Annotated in this window: 24 protein-coding genes and 1 tRNA gene; 12 read left to right on the top strand and 13 right to left on the bottom strand. The window is 67.1% G+C overall.

What is annotated here, in order from left to right; translation table 11 throughout:
* Positions 1-2: 2 nt before the first annotated feature.
* The 5 genes from LTA6_RS14945 to sufB are packed head-to-tail and all read right to left on the bottom strand — an operon-like array spanning position 3 to position 4,060.
* Entirely contained in the window at positions 3-332 is a 330-nt protein-coding gene (locus tag LTA6_RS14945; RefSeq protein WP_341974533.1) for a metal-sulfur cluster assembly factor, read from the bottom strand.
* A 9-nt stretch (positions 333-341) separates the two neighbouring features.
* Positions 342-1,112, bottom strand: coding sequence for a Fe-S cluster assembly ATPase SufC (gene sufC / locus LTA6_RS14940; RefSeq protein ID WP_341974532.1), 771 nt, complete (start codon positions 1,110-1,112; stop codon positions 342-344).
* Entirely contained in the window at positions 1,113-1,439 is a 327-nt protein-coding gene (locus LTA6_RS14935) for a non-heme iron oxygenase ferredoxin subunit (RefSeq protein ID WP_341974531.1), read from the bottom strand.
* Positions 1,436-2,641 carry a Fe-S cluster assembly protein SufD gene (sufD, locus tag LTA6_RS14930; protein WP_341974530.1) on the bottom strand — a complete coding sequence of 402 codons (1,206 nt, stop codon included), beginning with the start codon at positions 2,639-2,641 and terminating at the stop codon, positions 1,436-1,438. The genes LTA6_RS14935 and sufD overlap by 4 nt, the downstream gene beginning before the upstream one ends.
* Positions 2,642-4,060 (bottom strand): Fe-S cluster assembly protein SufB, encoded by a 1,419-nt coding sequence (sufB, locus tag LTA6_RS14925; RefSeq protein ID WP_341974529.1) that lies wholly within the window; start codon positions 4,058-4,060, stop codon positions 2,642-2,644.
* Positions 4,061-4,293: 233 nt separating this feature from the next.
* Between sufB and LTA6_RS14920 the strand changes: the two genes are divergently transcribed.
* The 3 genes from LTA6_RS14920 to LTA6_RS14910 all read left to right on the top strand — a co-directional run bounded on the left by LTA6_RS14920 (position 4,294) and on the right by LTA6_RS14910 (position 6,644).
* Positions 4,294-5,412, top strand: a complete 1,119-nt coding sequence (locus tag LTA6_RS14920) for a COX15/CtaA family protein (RefSeq protein ID WP_341974528.1) — start codon at positions 4,294-4,296, stop codon at positions 5,410-5,412.
* A gap of 73 nt (positions 5,413-5,485) precedes the next feature.
* Positions 5,486-5,911 (top strand): hypothetical protein, encoded by a 426-nt coding sequence (locus LTA6_RS14915; RefSeq protein ID WP_341974527.1) that lies wholly within the window; start codon positions 5,486-5,488, stop codon positions 5,909-5,911.
* 55 nt (positions 5,912-5,966) lie between these two features.
* Positions 5,967-6,644 carry an HAD family hydrolase gene (locus LTA6_RS14910; RefSeq protein WP_341974526.1) on the top strand — a complete coding sequence of 226 codons (678 nt, stop codon included), beginning with the start codon at positions 5,967-5,969 and terminating at the stop codon, positions 6,642-6,644.
* A 110-nt stretch (positions 6,645-6,754) separates the two neighbouring features.
* Here LTA6_RS14910 and LTA6_RS14905 read toward each other — a convergent pair whose 3' ends face one another.
* The gene (locus LTA6_RS14905) at positions 6,755-7,660 is read right to left on the bottom strand and encodes a heme o synthase (protein WP_341974525.1); all 906 of its coding nucleotides are present in this window, start codon (positions 7,658-7,660) and stop codon (positions 6,755-6,757) included.
* A 266-nt stretch (positions 7,661-7,926) separates the two neighbouring features.
* Between LTA6_RS14905 and tkt the strand changes: the two genes are divergently transcribed.
* From tkt to pgl, 6 genes are read left to right on the top strand one after another with little or no spacing between them, the layout of a single operon-like run.
* Positions 7,927-10,035: a transketolase gene (gene tkt / locus LTA6_RS14900; RefSeq protein ID WP_341974524.1), complete on the top strand. Its 2,109-nt coding sequence runs from the start codon at positions 7,927-7,929 to the stop codon at positions 10,033-10,035.
* Positions 10,032-11,144 carry a transaldolase gene (tal, locus tag LTA6_RS14895; RefSeq protein WP_341974523.1) on the top strand — a complete coding sequence of 371 codons (1,113 nt, stop codon included), beginning with the start codon at positions 10,032-10,034 and terminating at the stop codon, positions 11,142-11,144. The genes tkt and tal overlap by 4 nt, the downstream gene beginning before the upstream one ends.
* The gene (locus LTA6_RS14890; RefSeq protein ID WP_341974522.1) at positions 11,141-12,748 is read left to right on the top strand and encodes a glucose-6-phosphate isomerase; all 1,608 of its coding nucleotides are present in this window, start codon (positions 11,141-11,143) and stop codon (positions 12,746-12,748) included. Before tal ends, LTA6_RS14890 begins: the two co-directional genes overlap by 4 nt.
* A gap of 22 nt (positions 12,749-12,770) precedes the next feature.
* A complete protein-coding gene (gene zwf, locus LTA6_RS14885; RefSeq protein WP_341974521.1) occupies positions 12,771-14,321 on the top strand; it encodes a glucose-6-phosphate dehydrogenase in 1,551 nt (516 codons plus the stop codon).
* On the top strand, positions 14,318-15,253 hold the full coding sequence (locus LTA6_RS14880) for a glucose-6-phosphate dehydrogenase assembly protein OpcA (protein ID WP_341974520.1): 936 nt from the start codon (positions 14,318-14,320) through the stop codon (positions 15,251-15,253). The genes zwf and LTA6_RS14880 overlap by 4 nt, the downstream gene beginning before the upstream one ends.
* A gap of 5 nt (positions 15,254-15,258) precedes the next feature.
* A complete protein-coding gene (pgl, locus tag LTA6_RS14875) occupies positions 15,259-16,038 on the top strand; it encodes a 6-phosphogluconolactonase (protein WP_341974519.1) in 780 nt (259 codons plus the stop codon).
* On the opposite strand, the gene LTA6_RS14870 is transcribed toward pgl, so the two are convergent.
* A complete protein-coding gene (locus LTA6_RS14870) occupies positions 16,032-17,081 on the bottom strand; it encodes a DMT family transporter (protein WP_407359290.1) in 1,050 nt (349 codons plus the stop codon). The two genes, pgl and LTA6_RS14870, sit on opposite strands and share 7 nt — an antisense overlap.
* 40 nt (positions 17,082-17,121) lie before the next feature.
* Between LTA6_RS14870 and def the strand changes: the two genes are divergently transcribed.
* Positions 17,122-17,688, top strand: a complete 567-nt coding sequence (gene def / locus LTA6_RS14865; RefSeq protein ID WP_341974517.1) for a peptide deformylase — start codon at positions 17,122-17,124, stop codon at positions 17,686-17,688.
* A 116-nt stretch (positions 17,689-17,804) separates the two neighbouring features.
* The gene (locus tag LTA6_RS14860; RefSeq protein WP_341974516.1) at positions 17,805-18,320 is read left to right on the top strand and encodes a hypothetical protein; all 516 of its coding nucleotides are present in this window, start codon (positions 17,805-17,807) and stop codon (positions 18,318-18,320) included.
* A gap of 87 nt (positions 18,321-18,407) precedes the next feature.
* Here LTA6_RS14860 and LTA6_RS14855 read toward each other — a convergent pair whose 3' ends face one another.
* The 6 genes from LTA6_RS14855 to dusB form a co-directional block, all read right to left on the bottom strand.
* On the bottom strand, positions 18,408-18,968 hold the full coding sequence (locus tag LTA6_RS14855) for a CDP-alcohol phosphatidyltransferase family protein (RefSeq protein ID WP_341974515.1): 561 nt from the start codon (positions 18,966-18,968) through the stop codon (positions 18,408-18,410).
* Between the two features lie 143 nt (positions 18,969-19,111).
* A tRNA-Asn gene (locus LTA6_RS14850) sits at positions 19,112-19,187 on the bottom strand.
* Between the two features lie 97 nt (positions 19,188-19,284).
* The gene (locus LTA6_RS14845; RefSeq protein WP_341974514.1) at positions 19,285-20,058 is read right to left on the bottom strand and encodes an ATP-binding cassette domain-containing protein; all 774 of its coding nucleotides are present in this window, start codon (positions 20,056-20,058) and stop codon (positions 19,285-19,287) included.
* Between the two features lie 36 nt (positions 20,059-20,094).
* The gene (gene dnaG / locus LTA6_RS14840; protein WP_341974513.1) at positions 20,095-21,948 is read right to left on the bottom strand and encodes a DNA primase; all 1,854 of its coding nucleotides are present in this window, start codon (positions 21,946-21,948) and stop codon (positions 20,095-20,097) included.
* Positions 21,948-23,321 (bottom strand): deoxyguanosinetriphosphate triphosphohydrolase, encoded by a 1,374-nt coding sequence (locus tag LTA6_RS14835; protein ID WP_341974512.1) that lies wholly within the window; start codon positions 23,319-23,321, stop codon positions 21,948-21,950. The genes dnaG and LTA6_RS14835 overlap by 1 nt, the downstream gene beginning before the upstream one ends.
* A complete protein-coding gene (gene dusB, locus LTA6_RS14830) occupies positions 23,311-24,465 on the bottom strand; it encodes a tRNA dihydrouridine synthase DusB (RefSeq protein ID WP_341974511.1) in 1,155 nt (384 codons plus the stop codon). Before dusB ends, LTA6_RS14835 begins: the two co-directional genes overlap by 11 nt.
* 60 nt (positions 24,466-24,525) lie before the next feature.
* On the opposite strand from dusB, the gene LTA6_RS14825 reads away from it, so the two are divergent.
* Positions 24,526-25,029, top strand: coding sequence for a glutathione peroxidase (locus LTA6_RS14825; RefSeq protein ID WP_341974510.1), 504 nt, complete (start codon positions 24,526-24,528; stop codon positions 25,027-25,029).
* Positions 25,030-25,050: the final 21 nt, after the last annotated feature.

Below are 25,050 nucleotides of genomic sequence, written 5' to 3'. Positions count from 1 at the left end.
CCTCAGATCGCGAAGCCGAGGGCGCGCATCATGTCGCGCCCGTCGTCGGTGATCTTCTCCGGACCCCACGGCGGCATCCAGACCCAGTTGATGCGGAACCGGTCGACGACCTTGTCCAGCGCCTGCGCGGTCTGATCCTCAAGCACATCGGTGAGCGGGCAGCCGGCGCTGGTCAGCGTCATGTGGATGACGAGGGCGTCGTTCTCGTCATCCCAGGCCAGGTCGTAGATGAGTCCCAGGTCGACGACGTTGATCCCGAGCTCGGGGTCCATGACGTCCTTGAGAGCCTCGGTGACCTCGTCGTACTTCGCATCGGTGAGCGTCGCGGTCATACGGTCAGCCTACGCCTCGATGGGTGCTGCGGGGTCGAGGAAACGGTCGTATCCCTCGTTCTCGAGGCGGTCGGCGAGCTCGGGGCCGCCTTCCTCGACGATGCGCCCAGCGACGACGACGTGCACGTAGTCGGGACGGATGTAACGGAGGATGCGCGTGTAGTGCGTGATGAGCAGCACACCGAGACCGGTCGACTCCTTGGCACGGTTGACGCCCTCGGAGACGATCTTGAGCGCGTCGACGTCGAGGCCGGAATCGGTCTCGTCGAGCACCGCGAACTTCGGCTTGAGGACCTCGAGCTGAAGGATCTCGTGACGCTTCTTCTCGCCACCGGAGAAGCCCTCGTTGACGTTGCGCTGCGCGAACTTCGGGTCCATGCGCAGGTTCGTCATCGCCTGCTTGACGTCCTTGGTCCAGCCGCGGATGGCCGGAGCCTCGCCGTCGAGCGCCGTCTTGGCGGTGCGCAGGAAGTTCGTCACCGTGACACCGGGGATCTCGACGGGGTACTGCATCGCGAGGAAGAGTCCCGCACGTGCGCGCTCGTCGACGCTCATCGCCAGGACGTCCTCGCCGTCGAACGTGATGGATCCGCTGGCGACCGTGTACTTGGGGTGGCCGGCGATCGTGTACGCGAGCGTGGACTTGCCGGAGCCGTTCGGCCCCATGATCGCGTGGGTCTCACCCGTGTTCATCGTCAGGGTGATTCCATTGAGGATCGGGGTGGTTCCCGCCTCGGTCTCGACCGTCACATACAGGTCGCGGATCTCGAGAACAGACATTCAGACTTCCTTAATCACAGTCGGGTCGATGAGCACGTCGTCGCCGTCGATCTCGACGACGTAGACCGGAACGGGCTCATACGCAGGGAGGTTCTGGGGCCGGCCGGTGAGCATCGAGAACGCCGAGCCATGGGCCCAGCACTCCACGGTGTCACCCTCGACGAAGCCCTCGGCGAGCGAGATCTCGCCGTGCGTGCAGGTGTCGCCGATCGCGTGGACGACGCCTTCGGAGTCCTTGATCACGGTGATCGGGACGCCATCGGGTTCGACGCGGATCGGGGTGTCCTGCTCCAGCTCGGAGACGGCGCAGACGCGATGAGCGCTCATGCGGTCACCGCCGCGAGTTCAGCCTCGATCGCGGCCAGCAGTTCGGCTTCGAGCGCCGGGATGCCGAGGCGCTGCACGATGTCGGTGAGGAAGCCGAGCACGACGAGCCGCCGCGCCTCTTCCTCGGTGATGCCGCGGGCCTGCAGGTAGAAAAGCTGCTCGTCATCGAAACGACCGGTGGCACTCGCGTGACCGGCGCCCTGGATGTCACCGGTCTGGATCTCGAGGTTCGGGATCGAATCGGCGCGCGCACCCTCGGTGAGCACCAGGTTGCGGTTGGCCTCGTAGGAGTCGGTTCCGGTCGCGTCCGGACCGATGAGAACGTCACCGATCCACACGCTGTGCGCACCCGCGCCCTGCAACGCGCCCTTGTAGAGCACGTCACCGGTGGTGTGGGCACCCTTGTGGTGAAGGAAGACCTGGCTCTCGAAGTGCTGCCCTGCGTCCGCGTAGGAGAGTCCGTTGAGGTACCCCTCCGAGCCGGTACCGGCGAGCTCGATGTTCGGGTTGACCCGGACGACCCCGCCGCCGAACGTGATCACGAAGTGCTTCAACGTGGCGTCGGCATCGACACGGGCCTGGTGAGACGCCATGTGGACCGCGTCATCCTGCCACTGCTGCAGGCTGATCACGGTGAGCTTCGACCCGTCACGGGCGATGATCTCGACGTTCTGCGCGTACTGCGCAGAACCGGTGTGCTGCAGGACGACCGTTGCGGAGCTGTGCGGCATCGCCTCGATCACGATGTGGGCGTCAGCGCGACGCTCGGCGCCGTGGCCGGTGATCGTGACGAGAAGAGGCTCGGCGACCTCGACCTCGCTCGGGATGCGAATGTGCATCGCCTGAGGCGAACCCTGCCACGCCACAGCCGAGACGATGTCTTCCGGGCGGAAGAAATCGCCTCGAGGCGCGGTGCCGGCGGCGAGCGGATCGGAGACGTACTGCTCCGCCGAACCGAAGTCGTAGCTCACGCCGTCGTTCTCGTCCGCGACGGCGAACAGCGACGTGAGTCGGGCGACCGGAGTGTGCTTCCAGTTGACCTCGCGGCCGCTGGGCGCACCGAAGTCCGCCGGTTCGAACGAATGCGGACGCTCGGATCTGGTCTGCACAGGAACGAATCCCGTAGCGAAGACCTGAGCTGCCGGGTCCACGTGCGCGTTCGTGTGCTGCGCCTCAGCGGGCGCTGTCGTCGGAGCCGTCATCTAGCCGACACTGCCTTCCATGCCCATCTCGATGAGCTTGTTCAGTTCCATCGCGTACTCCATCGGCAGCTCGCGTGCGATCGGCTCGATGAAGCCGCGCACGATCATCGCCATCGCCTCGTCCTCGGGCATGCCCCGGGACTGCAGATAGAACAGCTGCTCTTCGCTGACCTTCGAGACCGTCGCCTCGTGACCGAGCTGCACGTCGTCGACGCGGATGTCGATCGCCGGGTAGGTGTCGGAGCGCGACTTGGTGTCGATCAGGAGCGCGTCACACCGCACGGTGTTCGCGGAGTGGTGCGCATTGGCGTCCACTCGCACCTCACCGCGGTACCCGGCACGACCGCCGCCACGGGCGATCGACTTCGAGACGATCGACGACTGCGTGTACGGAGCCATGTGGATCATCTTCGCGCCGGCATCCTGGTGCTGGCCGGGGCCTGCGAAGGCGACAGACAGCGTCTCGCCCTTGGCGTGCTCGCCCATGAGGTAGATCGACGGGTACTTCATCGTCACCTTGGAGCCGATGTTGCCGTCGACCCATTCCATGGTGGCGCCCTCGTGGGCGACCGCACGCTTGGTGACGAGGTTGTAGACGTTGTTCGACCAGTTCTGGATCGTCGTGTAGCGAACGCGGGCGTTCTTCTTCACGATGATCTCGACGACGGCCGAGTGCAGAGAGTCCGACTTGTAGATCGGGGCGGTGCAGCCCTCGATGTAGTGGACGTAGCTGTCCTCGTCGGCGATGATCAGGGTCCGCTCGAACTGGCCCATGTTCTCGGTGTTGATCCGGAAGTACGCCTGCAGCGGGATCTCGACGTGAACGCCCTTGGGCACGTACACGAAGGAGCCGCCCGACCAGACGGCCGTGTTCAAGGCGGCGAACTTGTTGTCGCCGGCCGGGATCACGCTGCCGAAGTACTCCTCGAAGAATTCGGGGTGCTCACGGAGAGCGGTGTCGGTGTCCATGAAGATGACGCCCTGCTGCTCCAGATCCTCGCGGATCTGGTGGTAGACGACCTCGGACTCGTACTGCGCGGCGACGCCGGCGACGAGACGCTGACGCTCGGCCTCCGGAATGCCGAGACGCTCGTAGGTCTCGCGGATCTCTGCCGGAAGATCTTCCCAGGACTGCGCCTGCTTCTCCGTCGAGCGGACGAAGTACTTGATGTTGTCGAAGTCGATCTCGCTGAGGTCGGCGCCCCAGGTCGGCATCGGCTTGCGGCCGAAGAGCTGATAGCCCTTCAGGCGGGTCTTCAGCATCCACTCGGGCTCGTTCTTGAGCCCCGAGATCCCGCGGACGACCTCTTCGGAGATTCCGCGTTTCGCAATGGCACCCGCGGCGTCCGCGTCGTGCCATCCGAACTCGTACACCCCCAGACCGTCAAGCTCCGGGCGGTCGATCAGAACATCCGACATCACACACTCTCCTCTTAGGTCCCAACGGTGTCATCCGCCCCGGCACACCTGATCCCCGTCGAGTCTGCGGGAGCTGGTGCCGCTGGTGGGCCCTCATCACCGGCGCATCCATCGCGCCTAAACTGTTGACGATGCTTCAGCGCGGTCAGCGCTCATCACAACAATCCGATTCTACAGGTTCCGCCTGGACGCCGGGCCGTGCCCCGTAACGTCCACCGCGGTCCGGAGGACTTATGCCCGAGACCACGACCCCCCGTGCCACGGACGCAACGAGCCGGGATGCGCACTCCGTACCCGGTCACGTGCCGTTCAGCAGGACAATCCGGGTCCTCGCATGGTTGTCGTTCCTCACCGAGGTCATCATCATCGGCACCGGCGGCGCTGTGCGACTCACCGGCTCAGGGCTCGGGTGCTCGGAGTGGCCGCTGTGCACCCCCGACTCGCTCGTCCCCACTCCGGAGCAGGGCATCCACGGGGTGATCGAATTCGGCAACCGCACGATGACCGGTGTCGTGGGGCTCCTCGCTGTGGCCGTCGTCCTCTACGTGCTGCAGGCGGTCGGCGGAAAGCGCCCCCTCAACACCGCGCTGTGGTTCGCCGCGGGAGGGCTTGTCGCCGCCGGCGCGGTCTACGCCATCGCTTCGCCCCTGAACCTCCCCGCCTTCCCTGCCGCATCCGCCACTCTTCTTCTCGTATGCATCGCGGCGGCGGTGTTCTCGATCCGCACCACGACAAGACGACGCGATCTCGTGGCCTTGGCGTGGATCACGGCCGTCGGCGTGGTCGCCCAGGCGTTCGTCGGCGGCATCACGGTGCTCACAGGCCTGAATCCGTTCATCGTCGGCTTCCACTACACCTCCTCGTTGCTGCTCGTCTGCGCGACGGCCGCGTTCCTGGTGCGGATGTACGCGACCCCGGGTCCCCGAGAACGAGCAGTGCCGATCTGGTTCGCCGTGCTCAGCCACGTGACCGGGCTCGCGCTGGCGATGACGATCCTCTTCGGCGTTCTCACCACCGCGTCCGGCCCGCACTCCGGCGACGCCGATGTACTGCGCCACGGCTTCGATGCGACGGTGCTCGCCCATGTGCACTCCTGGCCCGGGTACATCCTGGCCGGGCTGGTGACAGTGCTGACGATCTCCGCGTGGGTCCTTCGCCTCGAGCCGCGCCGCTGGCTTCTGGTGCTCGTCATCGCGATCGCGGTGCAGGTCGGCGTCGGCGTGTGGCAGGCGCGCGACGGACTGCCACCGCTGCTCGTGGGCATCCACATGGTGCTCGCGTCGCTGTCCGCTGCCGCCTACACGGTCGTGGTACTGCGTCTCAAGCGACCAGCGGCGGTCGACGCCGCGTAACACGATCCGATGCATAGCCGGCACATAGCCGGCACACGCGCGACACATCAGAGCGTCGGCCAGGCTCGCTGTCATGAACACATCACTGACGCGCAACCTCGCCTATTGGCTTCTTCTGATCCTCTCCGTCGCTTCTGCCGCGATCGGCGCTTGGCTCATCACCGGGCAGATCGGCACGATGACCACGAGGCTGCTCGATGGCACAGCGACGAACGTCGAGGTCTACGTCGGACCGTCGATCGTCCTCGTGGGCGCCGCTCTGCTCGGAGCCGGAGTGATCGGCATCCTGCTCGCGCTGGTACTGGCCGCGGCGAAGGCGCTGCTGCCTGCTCAGGCACCGGTCACTGAAGTCGTCGACGTCGCTGCACCCGCCGACGTGGCTTCCGAGCCTGAAGCCGATGCCGACGAAAACACGGACGGCGCTGCGGAGACCGCAGATCCCGCAGACGATACCGAGACCGAATCGGCCCCGGTCGCAGAGTCGGCTGTCGCCCGATGATCCGACGGGCGGCGCCGGACAGGCGCCGCCCGGCCCCGACGCTAGTCTGAGGCGCGTGACAGCTCTCGCCCCGCTCGCCGCAGCCGTCTTCGACCTGGACGGGACGCTCCTCGATCAGGAGTCCGCAGCGGATGCGGCATCCATCGCCTGGGCGGCGGATCACGGCATCCGAGATGACGATGTCGCCGAGCGCTGGCGGCGGATCGCCACCAAGCACTATCGCCGATGGCAGGCGCGCGCGATCAGCTTCCAGGGCCAGCGCCAGGAACGCGTACGGGAGTTCCTGGGACAGGCGATGACGGATGCTGAGGCATCCGCCGTCTTCGAGGGCTATCTCGGCCGCTACGAGGCCGGGTGGCGGTTGTTCGACGACGCGATCCCGGCTCTACGTCGGGCGAGAGACGCCGGGCTGGCGGTGGCCGTACTCACGAACGGCGACCGCACCCAGCAGTTGCAGAAGCTTGACAGATTCGCGCTGGACGCGGAGATCGACCTGATCGTCTGCTCCTCCGATCTGCCGGCGGGAAAGCCCGATCCGCGCGCCTGTGCCACCGTTCTCGAGCAGCTCGGCGTCGTACCGCGCGTATCACTCATGATCGGTGATTCGTATGAGGCCGACTACGAGGGAGCGCTGACGTCCGGGATGCGCGCCGTGCTGCTCGATCGCAACGGGCGCCATGACACCGCTCCCGATCGCGTGCAGACGCTCGACGACGTCGCATTCAGTCGCTGACCGGGGTCCTGTTCAGCGGGTTCTTCGCAGAACAGCAACTTCTTCGCAGGAATCGCGGGAATCCCTGCGAAGGAGACGCAGATCTGCGAAGTCGATGCGAGCGCAGGGGGTCAGAACGGGAGCAGCGGGTCGATCGCGACGGCAACGAAGATCAACGTCAGGTACGTGATCGAGGCATGGAAGACGCGCATCGGGCGCGGCTCGGTCCCGTGCACTGCCCGGTTGTAGAGACGGTGCGACTCGTAGATGAACCAGCCGCCGAACACCAGCGCCGAGACGGTGTACACCAGCCCCATGTCAGCGATCGGCACGAGGAGCAGCGAACAGGCGACCGTCGCCCATGCGTAGAGGATGACCTGCAGCCCGACCTGCGAAGCGTTGCGCGTCACCCCGAGCATCGGGACGTCGACGTCTTCGTAGTCATCCTTGTACTTCATCGACAGCGGCCAGTAGTGCGGCGGCGTCCACAGGAAGATCAGCAGGAACAGCACGAACGCCGGCCAGTCCAGAGATCCGGTCACCGCCGACCAGCCGATGAGGACAGGGAAGCAGCCGGCGATCCCGCCCCAGACGATGTTCTGCTCGGTGCGGCGCTTGAGGATCATCGTGTAGATGACGACATAGAAGAAGATCGCCACGGCCGAGAGCGTCGCCGCGAGCCAGTTGGTCGTGAGCAGGAGCCAGACGGTGGATGCGACGGCGAGCGTCCACGAGAAGATCAGTGCGCCGCGCGGCGAGATCTCGCCGGTCACGAGCGGACGGTTCTCGGTGCGATGCATGTGCGCGTCGATGTCGCGATCGAGATACATATTGAATGCCGCTGCGGATCCGGCGCTCATCGAGCCGCCGATCACGGTGGCGAGCACGAGCCACATGTTCGGCAGTCCGCCCTGTGCGAGGAACATCACCGGCACGGTGGAGACCAGCAACAGCTCGAGCACACGCGGCTTGGTCAGGGCGACGTAGGCCCTGACGGTGCGACCGAAGGACTGCTTCACCACGGTCTGATCAGACATCGTCGAGATCTCGATCGCCTCCTCCGCACACGTCACGACAGCCCTTTCAGTCTAGGGCACGCGGCGGCCGCTTCCCGCCTCGAGCCACCCGTCTCACATTGCGCTTTCCATCGTTGTGAAGCGTCGTAAGACGGGGTAACGCAACGACGCACAGCGCTATGCTGAAACCACTCGCGCGCCCGGCGCTCATGACACCTCCTCCGTAACGATGCGGACCGCGATTCTGCTTTCCGGGCGCTCTCGAACTGTTGGAGAAGGGCTTCATCGTGTCGGAATTGCAGTGGGATGAGATCGATCGGCGCGCGGTGGATACCGCGCGACTCCTGGCCGCGGACGCCGTGGAGAAAGTCGGAAACGGCCACCCCGGCACCGCGATGAGCCTGGCACCTGCGGCGTACCTGCTGTACCAGCGCGTGCTGCGCCACGACCCGAGCGACACCGACTGGCTCGGCCGCGATCGATTCATCCTCTCGGCCGGTCACTCCTCCCTCACCCAGTACGTCGAGCTCTACCTCGGCGGCTTCGGTCTCGAGCTCGACGATCTCAAGTCGCTGCGCACCTGGGGTTCGCTCACTCCCGGTCACCCGGAGTACGGGCACACCAAGGGCGTCGAGATCACGACGGGTCCGCTCGGCCAGGGTCTCGCCTCGGCCGTGGGCTTCGCCTATGCCGCACGGTACGAGCGCGGTCTGTTCGACCCGGAGGCCGCAGCCGGCACCAGCCCGTTCGACCACTTCATCTACGTGATCGCCGGCGACGGCGACCTGCAGGAGGGCATCACCAGCGAGGCTTCGTCGCTCGCGGGTCACCAGCAGCTCGGCAACCTCATCGCGATCTACGACTCCAACCAGATCTCGATCGAGGACGACACGAACGTCGCCTTCACCGAGGACGTCGCGAAGCGCTACGAGTCGTACGGCTGGCAGGTCCAGGTCGTCGACTGGAAGAAGACCGGCGAGTACGTCGAAGACGTCGCCGAACTGTTCGCGGCGATCGAGGCAGCCAAGGGCGAGAGCGACAAGCCGTCGCTGATCATCCTGAAGACGATCATCGGATGGCCGTCGCCCGGCAAGCAGAACTCCGGCAAGATCCACGGCTCCGCTCTCGGCGCCGACGAACTCGCCGCCACCAAGAAGGTGCTCGGCTTCAACCCCGAAGAGCATTTCGCCGTCGCCGATGACGTGATCGCGCACACTCGCGGTCTCGCCGCCCGTGCCACCGAGGCTCGCGCCGCCTGGGAGGAGTCGTTCGACGCCTGGGCCGCTGCGAACCCCGAGCGCAAGGCACTGCTGGACCGCCTGGAGGCGGGCGAGCTGCCCACCGACATCTCCTCGGCGCTGCCGGTGTTCGAGGCGGGCAAGGACGTCTCCACTCGCGCCGCATCCGGCCAGGTCATCAACGCCCTCGCCGCTCAGCTCCCCGAGCTGTGGGGTGGATCGGCGGATCTCGCCGAGTCGAACCTCACCACGATCAAGGACTCGAAGTCCTTCATCCCTGCGGAGTGGTCGACCCACGAGTGGTCCGGCTCCCCGTACGGCCGGGTGCTGCATTTCGGCATCCGCGAGCACGCGATGGGCGCGATCATCAACGGCATCGTGCTGCACGGTCCGACCCGCGCCTTCGGGGGTACGTTCCTCATCTTCAGCGACTACATGCGCCCGGCGGTGCGCCTCGCGGCTCTGATGAACGTGCCGAGCATCTTCGTCTGGACGCACGACTCGGTCGCGCTCGGCGAGGACGGCCCAACGCACCAGCCGGTCGAGCAGATCGCGACTCTTCGCGCCATCCCGAACTTCACGGTCGTCCGCCCGGCCGACGCCAATGAGACCTCGGTCACCTGGCTCGAGATGCTGCGCCGTCAGGCGGGGCCCTCGGGCATCGCGCTCACGCGTCAGAACATCCCGGTCTTCGAGCGCGGCAACGGTGCAGCCACCGGCGAGACCTTCGCCGCGGCATCCAACGCCGTCAAGGGTGCTTATGTCCTCGCCGAGGCACCGAACGGCACTCCTGACGTCATCATCATCGCCACCGGCTCCGAGGTCCAGCTCGCCGTCAACGCACGCACCGCGCTGGCCGCGGAGGGCGTGAACGTCCGCGTCGTGTCCGCTCCGTCTCTGGAATGGTTCGACGAACAGGATGAGGCGTACCGCGAGAGCGTGCTCCCGGCATCGGTGACGGCTCGCGTGTCGGTCGAGGCGGGTTCCGTGCTCAGCTGGCGCGGCATCGTCGGAGACCGTGGACGCTCCGTCGGCATCGACCACTTCGGCGCCTCCGCCGACTACAAGACCCTGTTCGAGAAGTTCGGCATCACCACTGAGGCCGTCATCGCCGCAGCCCGTGAGACCATCGCCGCAAACATCAAGGAGAACGCATGAGCACCCCCACCGCAGACCTCGCCGCCGCCGGCGTCAGCATCTGGCTCGACGACCTCTCCCGCACTCGCATCGCCTCCGGGAATCTCGCCGACCTGATCGCCTCGCGCAACGTCGTCGGCGTCACGACGAACCCGACGATCTTTGCGAACGCGATCACCGACAAGAACGACACCTCCTACGACGCTCAGGTGACCGAGCTCGCCGCATCCGGCGCCACTGCCGAGGAGGCCGTGTTCGCGGCCACCACGCAGGATGTCGCCGCGGCACTCGACGTGTTCCGCCCGGTGTGGGAAGCCTCCGGCCACGTCGACGGACGCGTCTCGATCGAGGTCTCCCCCGACTTGGCGCACGACACCGCCGGCACCGTGGCTCAGGCCAAGGAGCTGTGGGCGAAGGTCGATCGCCCGAACCTGCTGGTCAAGATCCCCGCGACGAAGGCCGGCCTTCCCGCGATCGCCGACGCGATCGGGGCGGGCATCAGTGTCAACGTGACGCTGATCTTCAGCCTGGAGCGGTACGCCGCGGTCATCGACGCCTACCTGACCGGTCTGGAGACCGCCAAGGCAGCCGGCATCGACCTGTCGACCATCCACTCCGTCGCATCGTTCTTCGTCTCGCGCGTCGACACCGAGACCGACAAGCGTCTCACCGCTATCGGGTCGGATGCCGCCCTGGCGCTGAAGAACAAGGCCGGTCTTGCCAACGCACGCCTCGCCTACGAGCTCTACGAGCAGACGTTCGCCGGTGACCGCGCCCAGGCTCTCCTGGATGCCGGCGCCAACCCGCAGCGTCCCCTGTGGGCGTCGACCGGTGTGAAGGACCCGGCACTGCCGGACACCCTGTACGTCACCGAGCTCGTGGCGCAGGGCGTCGTCAACACGATGCCGGAGAAGACCCTCGAGGCGACCTTCGACCACGGCGTCATCGTCGGTGACACGATCACCGGCGGCTACGACGAGGCCCGTGAGGTCTTCGCCGGACTCGCCTCGCTCGGCGTCGACTTCGACGACGTCACCCAGGTGCTCGAGGACGAGGGCGTCGCGAAGTTCATCGACTCGTGGCACGACCTTCTGGCCCAGGTCTCCGAGGGCCTGGAAGCCCAGCGATGACCTTCTCGATCCACACGTCCGGGGCACCCCGGACAGCGATCGACGAGGTCGTCCCCGGCCTCGTCCGTGACCTGATCGCTTCGCGCCTCACCGGCGGCGACGCGAGTCTGTGGGGTCCGGATGCCGAGGCAGAGGCAGCCGTCCGTCTGGGCTGGGTGGAAGCCGTCTCAATCTCCCGCCCGCTGGTCGCCGAGATCGTCGCCCTGCGCGGCGAACTGGCTGCCAAGGGCGTGAACCGCGTCGTCCTCGCCGGCATGGGCGGATCGTCGCTCGCGCCGGAGGTCATCGCGCAGACGGCGGGAGTCCCCCTCACGATCCTCGACTCGACGGCGCCAGGGCAGGTCCTGGCCGCGCTCGATGAGGGCGTGGAGAACACCGTGCTCGTCGTCTCGTCGAAGTCCGGCTCCACGGTCGAGACCGATTCGCAGCGCCGCACCTTCGAGGCCGCGTTCCGCGATCTCGGCATCGACCCGGCCGAGCGCATCGTGGTCGTCACCGACCCCGGCTCGCCGCTGGATGCCTCGGCTCGCGAGGCCGGCTACCGCGTGTTCAACGCCGACCCGAACGTCGGCGGCCGCTACTCCGCACTGACGGCATTCGGCCTCGTTCCGAGCGGTCTCGCCGGCGTCGACGTCGACGAGCTGTTGAACGAAGCAGAAGCGTCTCTGCTCGAAGTCGCCGTCGACTCCGCCGACAACCCGGCGCTGCGCCTCGCAGCGGCGATCGCCGGCACCAGCCCGCGCCGCGACAAGCTCGGCCTGGTCACGGACGGCACGCACATCAACGGGCTGCCCGACTGGATCGAGCAGCTGATCGCCGAATCCACGGGTAAGCGCGGCACCGGCATCCTCCCGGTCGTCCTGCTGCCGGTCTCGCCGGAGCTCGACGCGCTGCCTAACGACCTGCAGATCGTCAGGCTCGTCGACGATGCGAACGAGTTCCATCTGCACGAGCGCCACCCGGGCGAGATCCTCGTCAGCGGCACGCTGGGCGCGCAGTTCATCGTCTGGGAGTTCGCCACCGCGATCGCCGGCATTCTGCTCGGAATCGACCCGTTCGATCAGCCGGATGTCGAGTCGGCGAAGATCGCCGCACGCGGCCTGCTGGACGCGCGACCTGAGCAGACGGCTGCCGTGTTCGTCGAGAACGGCGTCGAGGTACGGGTGTCCGACCCGGCTCTCGCGGCTTCCGGAACGGTGGAGGGCGTGCTCGATGCTCTCTGGGCGCAGCTGCCCGCTGACGGCTACGTGTCGATCCAGGCCTACGTCAATCGTCTCGACGTGCCGCAGCTGCAGGGTCTGCGCGAGCTGGTCGCCGCCGATTCCGGTCGCCCGACCACCTTCGGCTGGGGACCGCGGTTCCTGCACTCCACCGGTCAGTACCACAAGGGCGGGCCTGCCCAGGGTGTGTTCCTGCAGATCCTGGAGCGCACCGACGTCGACCTGGAGATCCCGGAGCGACCGTTCACCTTCGGACAGCTCATCGAGGCCCAGGCCGCCGGTGACGCCGCTGTCCTCGCCGAACACGGCCGCCCGGTCGTGTCCCTCACGATCACGGACTCCTCGGCCGACGTGCTCGCCCTCTTCGAAGCCGCCCAGAAGTAGTCAGCAGGAGAATCCCCCACTCATGACTGTTCCCATCTCGCGCGGGCACAATCCGCTGCGCGACCCCGATGATCGTCGACTCAACCGGATTGCCGGGCCCAGCGCCCTCGTGATCTTCGGCGTGACCGGCGACCTGTCGCGCAAGAAGCTCATGCCCGCGGTCTACGACCTCGCCAATCGCGGCCTGCTCCCGCCGGGATTCGCGCTGGTCGGCTTCGCCCGCCGCGACTGGGAGGACCAGGACTTCGCGCAGGTCGTGTACGACGCGGTCAAGCAGTATGCGCGCACGCCGTTCCGCGAAGAAACGTGGACGCAGCTGCTTCAGGGCATCCGGTTCGTCTCCGGGGAGTTCGACAACCCGGAGTCGTTCCGCAAGCTCCGCGAGACCGTGGACCACCTCGATGTCGAACGCGGCACGATGGGCAACCACGCGTTCTACCTGTCCATCCCGCCGAAGGCGTTCCCCGTCGTCGCCAAGCAGCTCAAGGACTCCGGGCTCGTCGGCGACGAGGATGACGACGACCAGTGCTGGCGACGCGTCGTCATCGAGAAGCCGTTCGGGCACGACCTCGAGTCGGCACGAGAGTTGAACGACGCACTCGAGGTCGCGTTCTCGGCGGACTCGATCTTCCGCATCGACCACTACCTCGGCAAGGAGACGGTGCAGAACATCCTGGCGCTGCGCTTCGCGAACGAGCTGTACGAACCGATCTGGAATCGCAACTACGTCGACCACGTGCAGATCACCATGGCCGAGGACATCGGCGTGGGTGGTCGTGCCGGCTACTACGACGGCGTGGGCGCCGCGCGCGACGTCATCCAGAACCACCTCCTGCAGCTGCTCGCGCTCACCGCGATGGAAGAGCCGATCAGCCTGTCCGCCGAGCACCTGCGGGCGGAGAAGGAGAAGGTCCTCGCGGCCGTCCACGTGCCGGAGGATCTGTCGCTCGCGACAGCCCGCGGCCAGTACGCCGGCGGCTGGCAGGGTGGCGAGCAGGTCACCGGCTTCCTCGACGAGGACGGCATGAACCCCGAGTCGGCCACCGAGACGTACGCCGCGATCAAGCTGGAGATCGACACGCGCCGCTGGGCCGGCGTGCCGTTCTACCTGCGCACCGGCAAGCGTCTCGGCCGACGCGTGACCGAGGTCGCCGTCGTCTTCAAGCGGGCGCCCGAACACCTTTTCGGTCGCAGCAACGCCTCCGAGCTCGGGCAGAACGCGCTCGTGATCCGGGTGCAGCCCGACGAGGGCGTCACGATCCGCTTCGGATCCAAGGTGCCGGGCAACGGCACCAACGTGCGCGACGTGACGATGGACTTCGGATACGGCCACGCCTTCACCGAGGCGAGCCCGGAGGCGTACGAGCGTCTGATCCTCGACGTCCTGCTGGGCGACCCGCCGCTGTTCCCCCGGCACGAAGAGGTCGAGCTCTCCTGGAAGATCCTCGACCCGGTGGAGAAGTTCTGGGCCGCCGAAGGCGGTCCGGTGGAGCAGTACGCGCCCGGTTCGTGGGGTCCGGCATCCGCCGATGCCCTGCTGGCCCGCGACGGACGAGTCTGGAGACGCCCGTGATCATCGACCTTCCCGATACGACCGTCAGCCAGGTCGCGAAGCAGCTCGTCAAGACGCGCGAAGAGGGCGGCGCAGTCGCCCTCGGTCGCGTGCTCACCCTCGTCATCGCGGCACGCAACGGCGTAGCCGAGGCCGCGATCGACGCTGCCAACGACGCTTCTCGCGAGCACCCGATGCGCGTCATCGTCCTCACCACCGGTTCGGGAGAGTCCCGTCTGGACGCGCAGATCCGCGTCGGCGGCGACGCCGGAGCCAGTGAGGTCGTGGTGCTCCGCGCATTCGGCGACGCCGCCAGCAACGAAGAGAGCCTCATCACCGGACTGCTTCTTCCCGATGCGCCGGTCGTCGCCTGGTGGCCGGAGGAAGCACCGCTGGCACCAGCGCAATCCCCGCTCGGCAAGATCGCCCAGCGTCGGATCACGGATGCCGCCACGGCATCCGACGTGCGCGATCGTCTCGCCCGACTCGGCGAGACCCACGCGCCGGGCGACACCGACCTCGCGTGGACGCGTCTCACCCACTGGCGCGAGCAGCTCGCCGCCGTACTCGACCAACCGCCGTACGACGCCGTCACCGCGGTCGAGGTGCGCGGAGCCTCCGCTTCGCCTTCGACCGCCCTGCTCGCCGCGTGGCTGCAGATGGCGCTCGACGTCCCGGTGCGGTGGTCGTACGAGGACCCGGAGCACTGGCAGGAGGGCATCAAATCCGTGCGTCTGACGCGTGCTGCCGGAGACATCCTGCTGGAGCGCCCGACACCCGGTGTCGCCGTACTCACGCAGCCGGAGCAGCCGAATCATGACCTGCACCTGCCGCGCCGCACGCTCCGCGAGTGCCTCGCTGAGGAGCTTCGTCGCCTGGACCCGGATGTCCTGTACGGTCGAGTGATAACCGAAGGCTGGGAGAAACTGGGCCCGCCCGAGACGGGAGAGTGACCTCGATGGAAGCAGCATCCGCAGAGAAGCGGGTCGTTGTCGAATCAACCCCTGCGGCCCTGGCCGCACGCGTTGCCGACCGTTTCCTGACGCGCCTCGGTGCGCGGACGCGGAACGGACGGATCGCGCATATCGCGCTGACCGGCGGGTCGATGGGCGGTGCCGTGCTCCGTGCGGCCGCAGAAGACCCTCGCTCGGCTCAGATCGACTGGTCGCTCGTGCACTTCTGGTGGGGCGACGAGCGTTTCGTCGCCCGGGACCACGCCGACCGCAACTCCGTTCAGTCCCGGCAGGCTCTTCTCGATCACATCCCGGTCCCTGCCGAGAACGTGCACGAGGTGGCTGGGTCCGACTCCGGCGTCACCCTCGACGAAGCGGCGGCGGCGTATGCTGCGGAGCTCGCACGTTTCGGAACCGATGAGCAGCCCTGGCCCTCGTTCGCGGTGTGTTTCCTCGGTGTCGGTCCTGATGGCCACATCGCCTCGCTCTTCCCCGACCGCCCGGAGGTGGGCGTGACGGATGCCGCTGTTCTTCCCGTGCGCGACTCCCCCAAGCCGCCGCCGGAGCGGGTCACACTCACCCGGCCCGTACTGAACTCGTCCAAGCGCGTATGGCTGGTTCTCACGGGCGCGGACAAGGCGTCGGCGCTCGGGCTTGCTCTGGCCGGCGCCAGTTACTCCAGCGTGCCGGCTGCTGGCGCGAAGGGGCGCAAGCGGACGATCTTCTTCGTGGATGAGGCGGCCGCGTCCGAGGTCTCCCCCGACCTGATCGATCGATCCTACTGAGGGCTCTCCGGCCCCGTCGAACGGCGCGGATCCGCACTCGTCGAAGGCGCGCCGGCCGCTGAATCGTCACTGCCGCGCGGGATGCCCAGCTCCTGGCTCTCGCTGAGCACCTGGGGATGGAATCGGGCGAGCCCCACGACACCCCACACCGCGATCGCTCCGGCGACCGCGAAGATGATGAGGACCCACCACGGCGCGGCTGCCGCTTCGCCGAGCACGACCATGCCGATGAGCACGGCGATGAGCGGATCGACGACAGTGAGCCCGGCGATCACCAGGTCGGGCGGGCCCGAGCTGTACGCGGTCTGCACGAAGTAGGCACCGACGGCGGCAGCAGCAAGGAGCGCGATCACGCACACGACCGTGACCCACTCGAAGTCCCCGGCCTGGACGCGCTTGATGACGACCTTCGCGAGGGTCGCGACGAAGCCGTAGAGGATGCCGGCGCCGATCACGTAGAAGAGGGCACGCATACGGTGCCTGAGGATGAGCCAGAAGGCGCCCAGGATGATGATCACGACGAGCAGCACGGCCAGGATCACGAACAGTTGACGTTCGTCGATCTCCTGCTCCGTGGCGAAGATCGCCGCGAAGAACACGAACAGGAAGATGCCACCGACGCAGCAGGTGATCGCGGTGATCGATTGCTTGGTCGGCGAGTGCCCCGAGATCCGCGCGTTGAGCAGCGTCGTCATCACCAATGCGATCGCGCCGAGCGGCTGAACGACGATCAGCGGCGCCTGCACGAGCGCGGCCAGCTGGCAGATCACGGCGAGGGCGAGCATCAACGTGCCCAGAAGCCAGGAGGGCCGGGTCATCAACCGCTTGATCTGGTTCATGTTGAGGCCGCTGGCGCCGTCCGCGCCGCTGAGAAGTTCTACCTTCTCGACCCCGCGGTGCTGGTACTGCGCACCGAGCGACATGAAGACGGCCCCGGCGAGAGCGAGCGGGATTCCCAGCAGCAGCCCCGGGTTCTGGAATGCGCCGACAAGGTGGTCACCGACGACATCCGCCCCATTTGTCCATACGCCTGCGCTCACAATACGACCCTACCTGGCAGTTCCCGCCCAGTAGGGTTATGGCGTGGCTGTACTTCCGATTCGCATCATGGGCGACCCCGTTCTGCACTCCCCCGCATCCGTCGTCGAAGAGATCACAGACGACATCCGCGCACTCGTCGCCGACATGTACGAAACCATGGATACGGCACCGGGTGTGGGTCTCGCCGCTCCCCAGGTCGGCGTGCCACTGCGGCTCTACACCTACTCCTACGTCGACGACGACGACGAGCCCTGGCGCGGCGTTCTGATCAACCCGGTCCTGTGGATGGCACCGCTCGAACCCGGCGATCCCGACCCTGACCTGGAATCCGAGGGGTGCCTCTCGTTCCCTGGAGAGCGATTCCCGCTGCGGCGTTCCGATCGGGTGCTCGTCACCGGCACGGACCTGGATGGCGCAGACGTTCGCATCGAAGTCGATGGGTGGCGTGCCCGCATCATGCAGCACGAGTTCGACCACCTCGACGGCATCCTGTACGTCGACCGTCTCTCCGACGGCGACTGGAAGACGGTGCAGAAGATCGCCCGCAAACGCGGCTGGGGCCGTGCCGGTTCGAGTTGGACTCCGGGGATCGACGACCTCGAAGGTTGACGCGCTCAGTCAGCTCACAGCATCCTTGGAGTTGCGTCACAGACTCCCAGACGGATAACGTGCCCAAGGGGGTGTTTTCGCGCCCCCTCACCAAGACATTCGAGGGGAATCAGACCATGATGAAACTGCGCACGCGACGCGCCCTGGCACTGGCTGGAACAGCCGTGGCGCTCACGATCGCCCTCAGCGGCTGTAGCGCGATCAACAACATCCTCGGGGGTGCTCCTCAGGATGCAGACCGTGACGAGGAGACCGGCGAGGTCAAGGAAGACGCGAACATCGACATCTTCGCGTTGAAGGTCGGCGACTGCAAGATGTCCAGCGCAACCGGCCTCATCGAGAGCGCTGACGTCACCCCGTGCGACCAGCCGCACGACGAGGAAGTCTTCTGGGAGTTCCCGATGCCGGACGGCGAGTTCTCGGATGCCGATGTCGACGCCGCGTCGCAGGAGTGCATCGGCGAACCGTTCACCACGTTCGTCGGCGTCGCGTACGACGCTTCGGTGCTCACGGTCTACCCGATCACTCCGACGAAGGAGACCTGGGAGCAGATGAACGACCGCATCATCCAGTGCGTCGTCCTCGAAGAGGGCGTCCAGACGACCGGAACGCTCGCCGGCGCAGCACGCTGACGCGTTTCGTATCTCACCTGAAGAGGCTCCGCCGGATGGCGGGGCCTCTTCTGCGTCCACGTGGTCAAGGCAACCTCACCAAGACCTTCAACGCCGAAGCAGTGTCCGAAGGTATCCGAATCCGACGACCAGATGAAGCACGGCGCCGACGGCGCAGATGACCTGGCCGATCACACCGATGATGCCGAGGTCGGGCAGGATTCCCAATCCGATCAGGGCGAGTCCCGTCATGAAGATCGCCGTGCGCGCCTTCCCCAGTCGAGTGGCCGGGGGCATCTGCTCCGGCCGGGTGATCGCCCAGATCACGCCGAGTGTGAGATCGACGCCGACGACGACGACTGCGATCCACAGCGGCAGGTGGCCGGCGACCACGAAACCGCACGCGATGATGGCAACGCCCACGCGGTCGGCGAAGGGGTCCAGGAGCGCTCCCGTCCGACTCGTCTGCCCGAGGCGCCGCGCCAGATAGCCGTCCACCCAATCGCTCACGCCGAACAGCACCAGCAGGACGAGGGTCAGCACGGGAGCAGCATCCTGCACCAGCAGCACAGTGATGGGAACGACGAGAAGCAGACGCAGAACGGTGATCGCGTTCGGGAGCGTCGCCCAGTCGCGGGCGCGCTCCGGCTCAGCCGGGACGGCGTTCATAAGGCGATCCTCGCTCTCCACATCACGCACCGCATGATGGCCCAGGCTATCGCCGCGATGCCGCGGCCGCGGCCGACGTGGCCGTCTATCCCTCACATGGGAGAAGGCGCCCCTCCCGAACTCGCGGGAGGGGCGCCTTCTATTGGCTCCCCGGCTTGGACTCGAACCAAGAACCTGCCGGTTAACAGCCGGCTGCTCTGCCAATTGAGCTACCGAGGAATGTGCTCCGCTGCGCGGGCAACTCGACAAGCTTAGCAAACTCCGAACCATGCTCGTGACACACGGCGGGCTTTTCGGGAGGCGTGTCGCGAGAGGATCAGTGTCGGGAATCCGCCTCGGCGTTCGGCACCCAGAGCAGGTCCTTGCCGACGCCTCTCGCGACGACGTGCCCGCCTCGAAGCATCAGAGTCTCGGCGTTCAACTCGCGAATGAAGGCCGCATCGTTCGTGACGAGCAGCGCGCCCATCCCCTGCTCCTTACGGCGCCGCGTGATCGCACCGAACACGACAGGACGCACTTCGAGGTCGAGGTTGGCGAGCGGCTCATCGGCGATGAGCACCTTGGGTTCCAGGACGAAGGAGCGGGCGACGGCGACGCGCTGGCGCATGCCGGCGCTCAGCTCGTACGGGAACTTGTCTGCGGTGCCGAGCGGGAGGTGAAGCTCGTCGAGGAGCGTGGCGACCCGGATCGAGAGCGCTTTCGTGTTCACCCGCTTCTCCCGGAGGAGGATCGGCTCGGCGATCACCTCGTGCACGGTCAGACGCGGCGGCAGATTCGCGCCGGCGCCCTGGGGCACGAAGCCGGTGTGGTACGTGAGCAGTCGATGGCGGCGCCCTGGTCTGCGCACGTCGACACCGCACACCTGGGCGGTTCCGCCGACGATACGCACGGAGGGATCAGTGGAACCGGCGAGAGCTGCCACCAGAGTCGACTTCCCGGATCCGGTGGGACCAGCCACGCAGATCAGTTCACCGGGCGCCAGGCTGAAGGTCACGCCGTCGACCGCACGAGTCGGTGCTCCGTGCCCGATGCGATCGATCACCAGGTCGGCGCAGTCGATCACATTCGAGGATTCGGGCCGACGCGACATGTCTCCATCCTGCCCTGTATTGATCGGGCGCGGTCGTTACGACTCGGTGAAGCGCTGACGCTCCGCATCGAGATCCCGCAGGCGCATCCGCAGGGCACGACCGCCATCGGAGTCCGCCGGCACCCGCTGCAGGGCGGAATTCAGCTCGAACTTGTCCTGCTGGAGGCGCCGCAGGATCAGGCGTCGGGCGAGATCGGTGGTCGACGCGACCGCGCTTTCCTCGTTCCGCGCCGGGAACGGCGTCATCAGCAGCTCACCGGCAAGCGATCGGTACGGCTCGCGCACCGCGTTCACCGCGTCGGTCGCCCACCCAGCCCTGGCGCGGTTCGCGGCGGATGCCACGGCCTCGCGCACCGCGTCCAGACCCGGCGTCCGGAAATCGTCGGCCAGCGCACGGGTCAGCAGCTCGTGATCGACCTGATGGCCGTACTGGAGCGCCCCCATGAGCGCATCGCGCTCCAAGGCGACGTCCGCCGTCCGCGGCAGGCTGCCGAGCGTCACCGGTGCGATGCCGGTGAGACCCGCGGAGGACTCGGCCGGAGCCGATTCCCGTCGGTTCGTCTGCGCGCCTCCGCGTGCGGCCCGCTCCACCTCGGAATGCACCTCGGTGGGATCCATGCCGAGGCGACGCGCCAGCACACGCTCGTACCCGGGGCGCAGGAGCCGGTCCCGGATCTCGGCGACGATCGGAGACGCGGCTCGCAATGCCCCCACGCGGCCCTCCACAGTGGCCAGATCGAAGCCGCCGAGCTTGCGGTCGATCGCGAACTCGAACATCGGCACCTTGGCATCCATCAGTCCCCGCACGGCGGCATCGCCGCGCTGCAGGCGCAGATCACACGGATCCAAGCCATCCGGTGCCACCGCGACGAAGGTCTGCGCGTTGAAACGGTCGTCCTCGGTGAACGCGCGCAGCGCCGCCTTCTGACCAGCCTCGTCGCCATCGAAGGTGAACACCACCTCACCGGATGCGTTGTCATCGCCCATCACGCGTCGCAGCACCTTGATGTGGTCGGTGCCGAACGCCGTGCCGCAGGTGGCGATCGCCGTCGTGAGCCCGGCCAGATGGCAGGCCATCACATCGGTGTAGCCCTCGACGACCACAACGCGCCGCGGGTCGCCGCGAGCGATGTCCCGCTTGGCGAGGTCCAGCCCGTAGAGCACCTGGGCCTTCTTGTAGATGGGTGTCTCGGGGGTGTTCAGGTACTTGGGTCCCTGGTCGTCGTCGAAGAGCTTCCTCGCGCCGAAGCCGATCGTCTGACCGGAGACGTCGCGGATCGGCCAGACCAGGCGCCCACGGAAACGGTCGTATACGCCCCGCTGGCCCGTGGAGACGAGACCCGCGGCGCTCAGCTCGTCTCGCGTGAAGCCCTGCGCGGTGAGCGCCTTGAGCATCGCGTCCCAGCCCTTCGGCGCGAAGCCGACCCCGAAGTGGGCTGCCGCCCCCGCGTCGAAGCCCCGCTCGCCGAGGAACCGTCGGCCGATCTCCGCCTCGGGTGAGAGCAGCTGAGCGCGGAAGAACTCCGCGGCCGCGGTGTTCGCGGCATAGAGCCTGCTGCGACCGCTCGTCTCCGGTGCCGAACCGCCGTCTTCGTAGTGCAGCGCGTAGCCGATGCGACCGGCGAGCCGCTCCACCGCCTCGGTGAAGCTGACGTGATCCATCTCGCGCAGGAACGAGTACACGTCGCCCGACTCACCGCAGCCGAAGCAGTGGTAATAGCCGACCTGCGGCCGTACGTGGAAGCTGGGGCTCTTCTCGTCGTGAAAAGGGCACAGTCCCTTGAGGGACCCGACGCCCGCCGATTTCAGCGCGACGCGCTCCCCCACGATGTCCGCGATGTTCGTCCGCGCTTTGACCTCATCGACGTCCGCCTGCCGGATCCGCGGCATCAGACCGCTCCTTCGGCGACCGTCTGCCTGCCGACATGCGCGCGCGAACCCGGACGCGCATGGCGCGGAGTCCAGATCCCCACCTCGGCAGGATCGATCTCTCCGACCAGGCGGTTGTGCCAGTCGATGGCGCTCTGGTCGGTGAGACTCGCGACCTGGTCGACGACGACCCTGGCACGCTCGGCGTCGGTGGTCGCGGCGACGAAGTCCGCCGTGAAGGCGGGTTCGAGCACGTCGGCTCCCGCCGACCACAGCGCGTCCGTCGACCAGAGCGAGTCGGCGAGACGCCGCAGCACGCGCCGCTGCTCCTTGTAGACGCCCTTGCGCGCCTCGATCGTCACGATCGCCTGCCCCATGATGCCCTTGAGGACTGCGATCTCGGCTTCGACGACCCTGGGCACGACGACATGCGCGTTGTACCGGACCAGTGCGGTCCCCGGGTACGCTTCGCGCGTCGCCGAGACGGCGGCACGGGCGAAGCGCCCGATGAGGTCGCTGGTCAGGTTCTTCAGACGAGCGAGGTCGCGACGGGAGCGGTCGAACGACGACAGCCACATCGACTGGGTGGCCAGCCGGTACAGCGCGTCGGCCAGCTCATCCCGTGTGAAGTCATACCCCACCCACTGCTGGATCCGTCCGACCAGGGCGTCATGCTCCAGCGGGTCCGCCAGCTGCGCGACGTCGAGGTAGCCGTTCACGATGGCGTCCTCGAAGTCGTGCACGGAATAGGCGATGTCGTCGGAGAGATCCATGATCTCCGCCTCGATGCAGCGCAGCCGCCGCGGGGCCCCTTCACGCATCCAGCGGAACACGGCCTCGTCTTCGGGGTACACCCCGAACTTCAGCCGACCACCGGGATCCGGCACCGGGCTGTCGACCGTCCACGGATACTTGCACGTGGCATCGAGCGTCGCTCTGGTGAGGTTGAGCCCGACCGAGTGATCATCGTCATCGAGGACCTTGGCCTCGAGCCGGGTCAGGATGCGCAGCGACTGCGCATTGCCCTCGAAGCCGCCGATGTGCTCTGCCCATTCGTTCAGTGCACGCTCGCCGTTATGACCGAATGGCGGATGCCCGAGGTCGTGGCTCAGGCACGCCGTGTCGACGACGTCTTCGGAGACGCCGAGCGCGGTCGCGAGTTCGCGGCCGACCTGCGCCACCTCGAGCGAGTGCGTCAGTCTGTTGCGTGCGAAGTCGGCGGTGCTCGCGGGGCTCAGCACCTGCGTCTTCGCCGCCAGACGACGCAGTGCCGCCGAGTGCACCACGCGCGCCCGATCTCTGGCGAAGTCGTTGCGCTCGGAACGGTGGGTCTCGGCAAAGAAGCGCTCGGCATCGCGCGGGTCGTAGCCGTCCGTACGCAGATCAGCCACCACTGTTCTCGATCTCCGCTCCTCGCATCATCTCCGACGCCGAAGCCTCGATCTCTCGCGACTCCAACCATTTATCCGGCAGCGCCGTGCGCTTGGCGTGACCTGCGCGTCCACGCTGGCCCTCCGCATCCGCACCCGGATACGGCGCCGTGTGGTCGAGCTGGCCGAGCAGGTCATCGATCTCGGCGAGGCTCGACGCGGTCGCGAGTCCGGTGCGGATGTCGCCGCCGACCGGATAGCCCTTGAAGTACCAGGAGACGTGCTTGCGGATGTCACGGCATCCGTGGCTCTCGTCCTCATAGAACTCGACGATCAGTTCGGCATGACGGCGGAATGCGTTCGCGACGAAGCCCAACGTGGCATCGACCGGACGCGACGGCGCTCCGAAGGCGGCGGCGAGCTCACCGAACAGCCAGGGTCGGCCGAGGCATCCGCGACCGACCACGACGCCGTCGCAATCGGTTTCGGCCATCATCCGCACCGCGTCGTCCGCCGACCAGATGTCGCCGTTGCCGAGGACCGGGATGCTGGTGACGGCCTGTTTCAGCTCGCCGATCGCGTTCCAATCCGCGTGCCCGGAGTAATACTCCCCCGCGGTCCGCGCGTGCAGCGCGACCGCGGCCGCGCCGGCATCCTCCGCAGCTCGTCCTGCTTCGAGGAAGGTGAGGTGATCCTTGTCGATGCCCTTGCGCATCTTGACCGTCAACGGCACCGGCCCGGCCGCCTTGACCGCCTGGTCGACGATGTCTGCGAACAACCGGCTCTTCCACGGGAGCGCCGCTCCGCCGCCCTTGCGGGTGACCTTGGGCACCGGGCATCCGAAATTCAGATCGATGTGGTCGGCGTGGTCTTCGGCGACGATGATGCGGACCGCCTCGGCGATCGTCTTCGGGTCGACGCCGTACAGCTGGATCGAGCGGGGCGTCTCGGACTCGTGGTGCCGGATGAGGCGCATCGTCGTCTCGTTGCGCTCCACGAGCGCGCGGGAGGTGATCATCTCGCTGACGTAGAGGCCGGCGCCGTACTCACGGCAGAGACGCCGGAAGGCGGTGTTGGTGATCCCCGCCATGGGTGCGAGGACGACGGGCACGTCGAGGGCGATCGGCCCGATTCGGAGCGGGCGCACGGTAGCTGGAGCAAGAGTCATGACCTCTCCATTCTCCCAGACCCGGAGCCCCCGGCGGGCAGTCGCGTTTAGGCTGGGGATATGACCGATTCCGCCCTCCGTTCCATCCCGTTCACCGACGCCCAGGGAGCCGAGAAAACGCTCGATGATCTGGGTGCAGACGTGGTGCTGGTCGTGAATGTCGCCTCGAAGTGCGGCCTCACCCCGCAGTACGAGCAGCTCGAGGAACTGCAGCGCCTCTACGGCGACCGCGGCTTCACGGTGCTCGGCTTCCCCAGCAACCAGTTCTTCGGCCAGGAACCAGGATCGGTCGAGGAGATCCTCGAGTTCTGCTCGACGACCTATGGCGTCACTTTCCCGCTGGCAGACAAGGTCAAGGTCAACGGAAAGAACGCCACCGAGCTCTACAAGGCGCTGAAGCAGACACCGGATGCCGGCGGCAAGGCCGGCCGCGTGGAGTGGAACTTCGAGAAGTTCCTCGTGCTGCCTGACGGCGAGGTGCAGCGTTTCCGGCCGAAGCAGAAGCCGGACGCACCCGAGATCGTCTCCGCGATCGAGAGCGCCCTGGTCACCGCTCGCCGCTGACGTTCGCTGCGGGGTCGCGGC

Source organism: Microbacterium sp. LTA6 (genome assembly GCF_045690355.1).
Lineage (GTDB): Bacteria > Actinomycetota > Actinomycetes > Actinomycetales > Microbacteriaceae > Microbacterium.
Note: the sequence above shows the minus strand (reverse complement) of the source record. Positions and strands in the feature narration are given on the sequence as shown.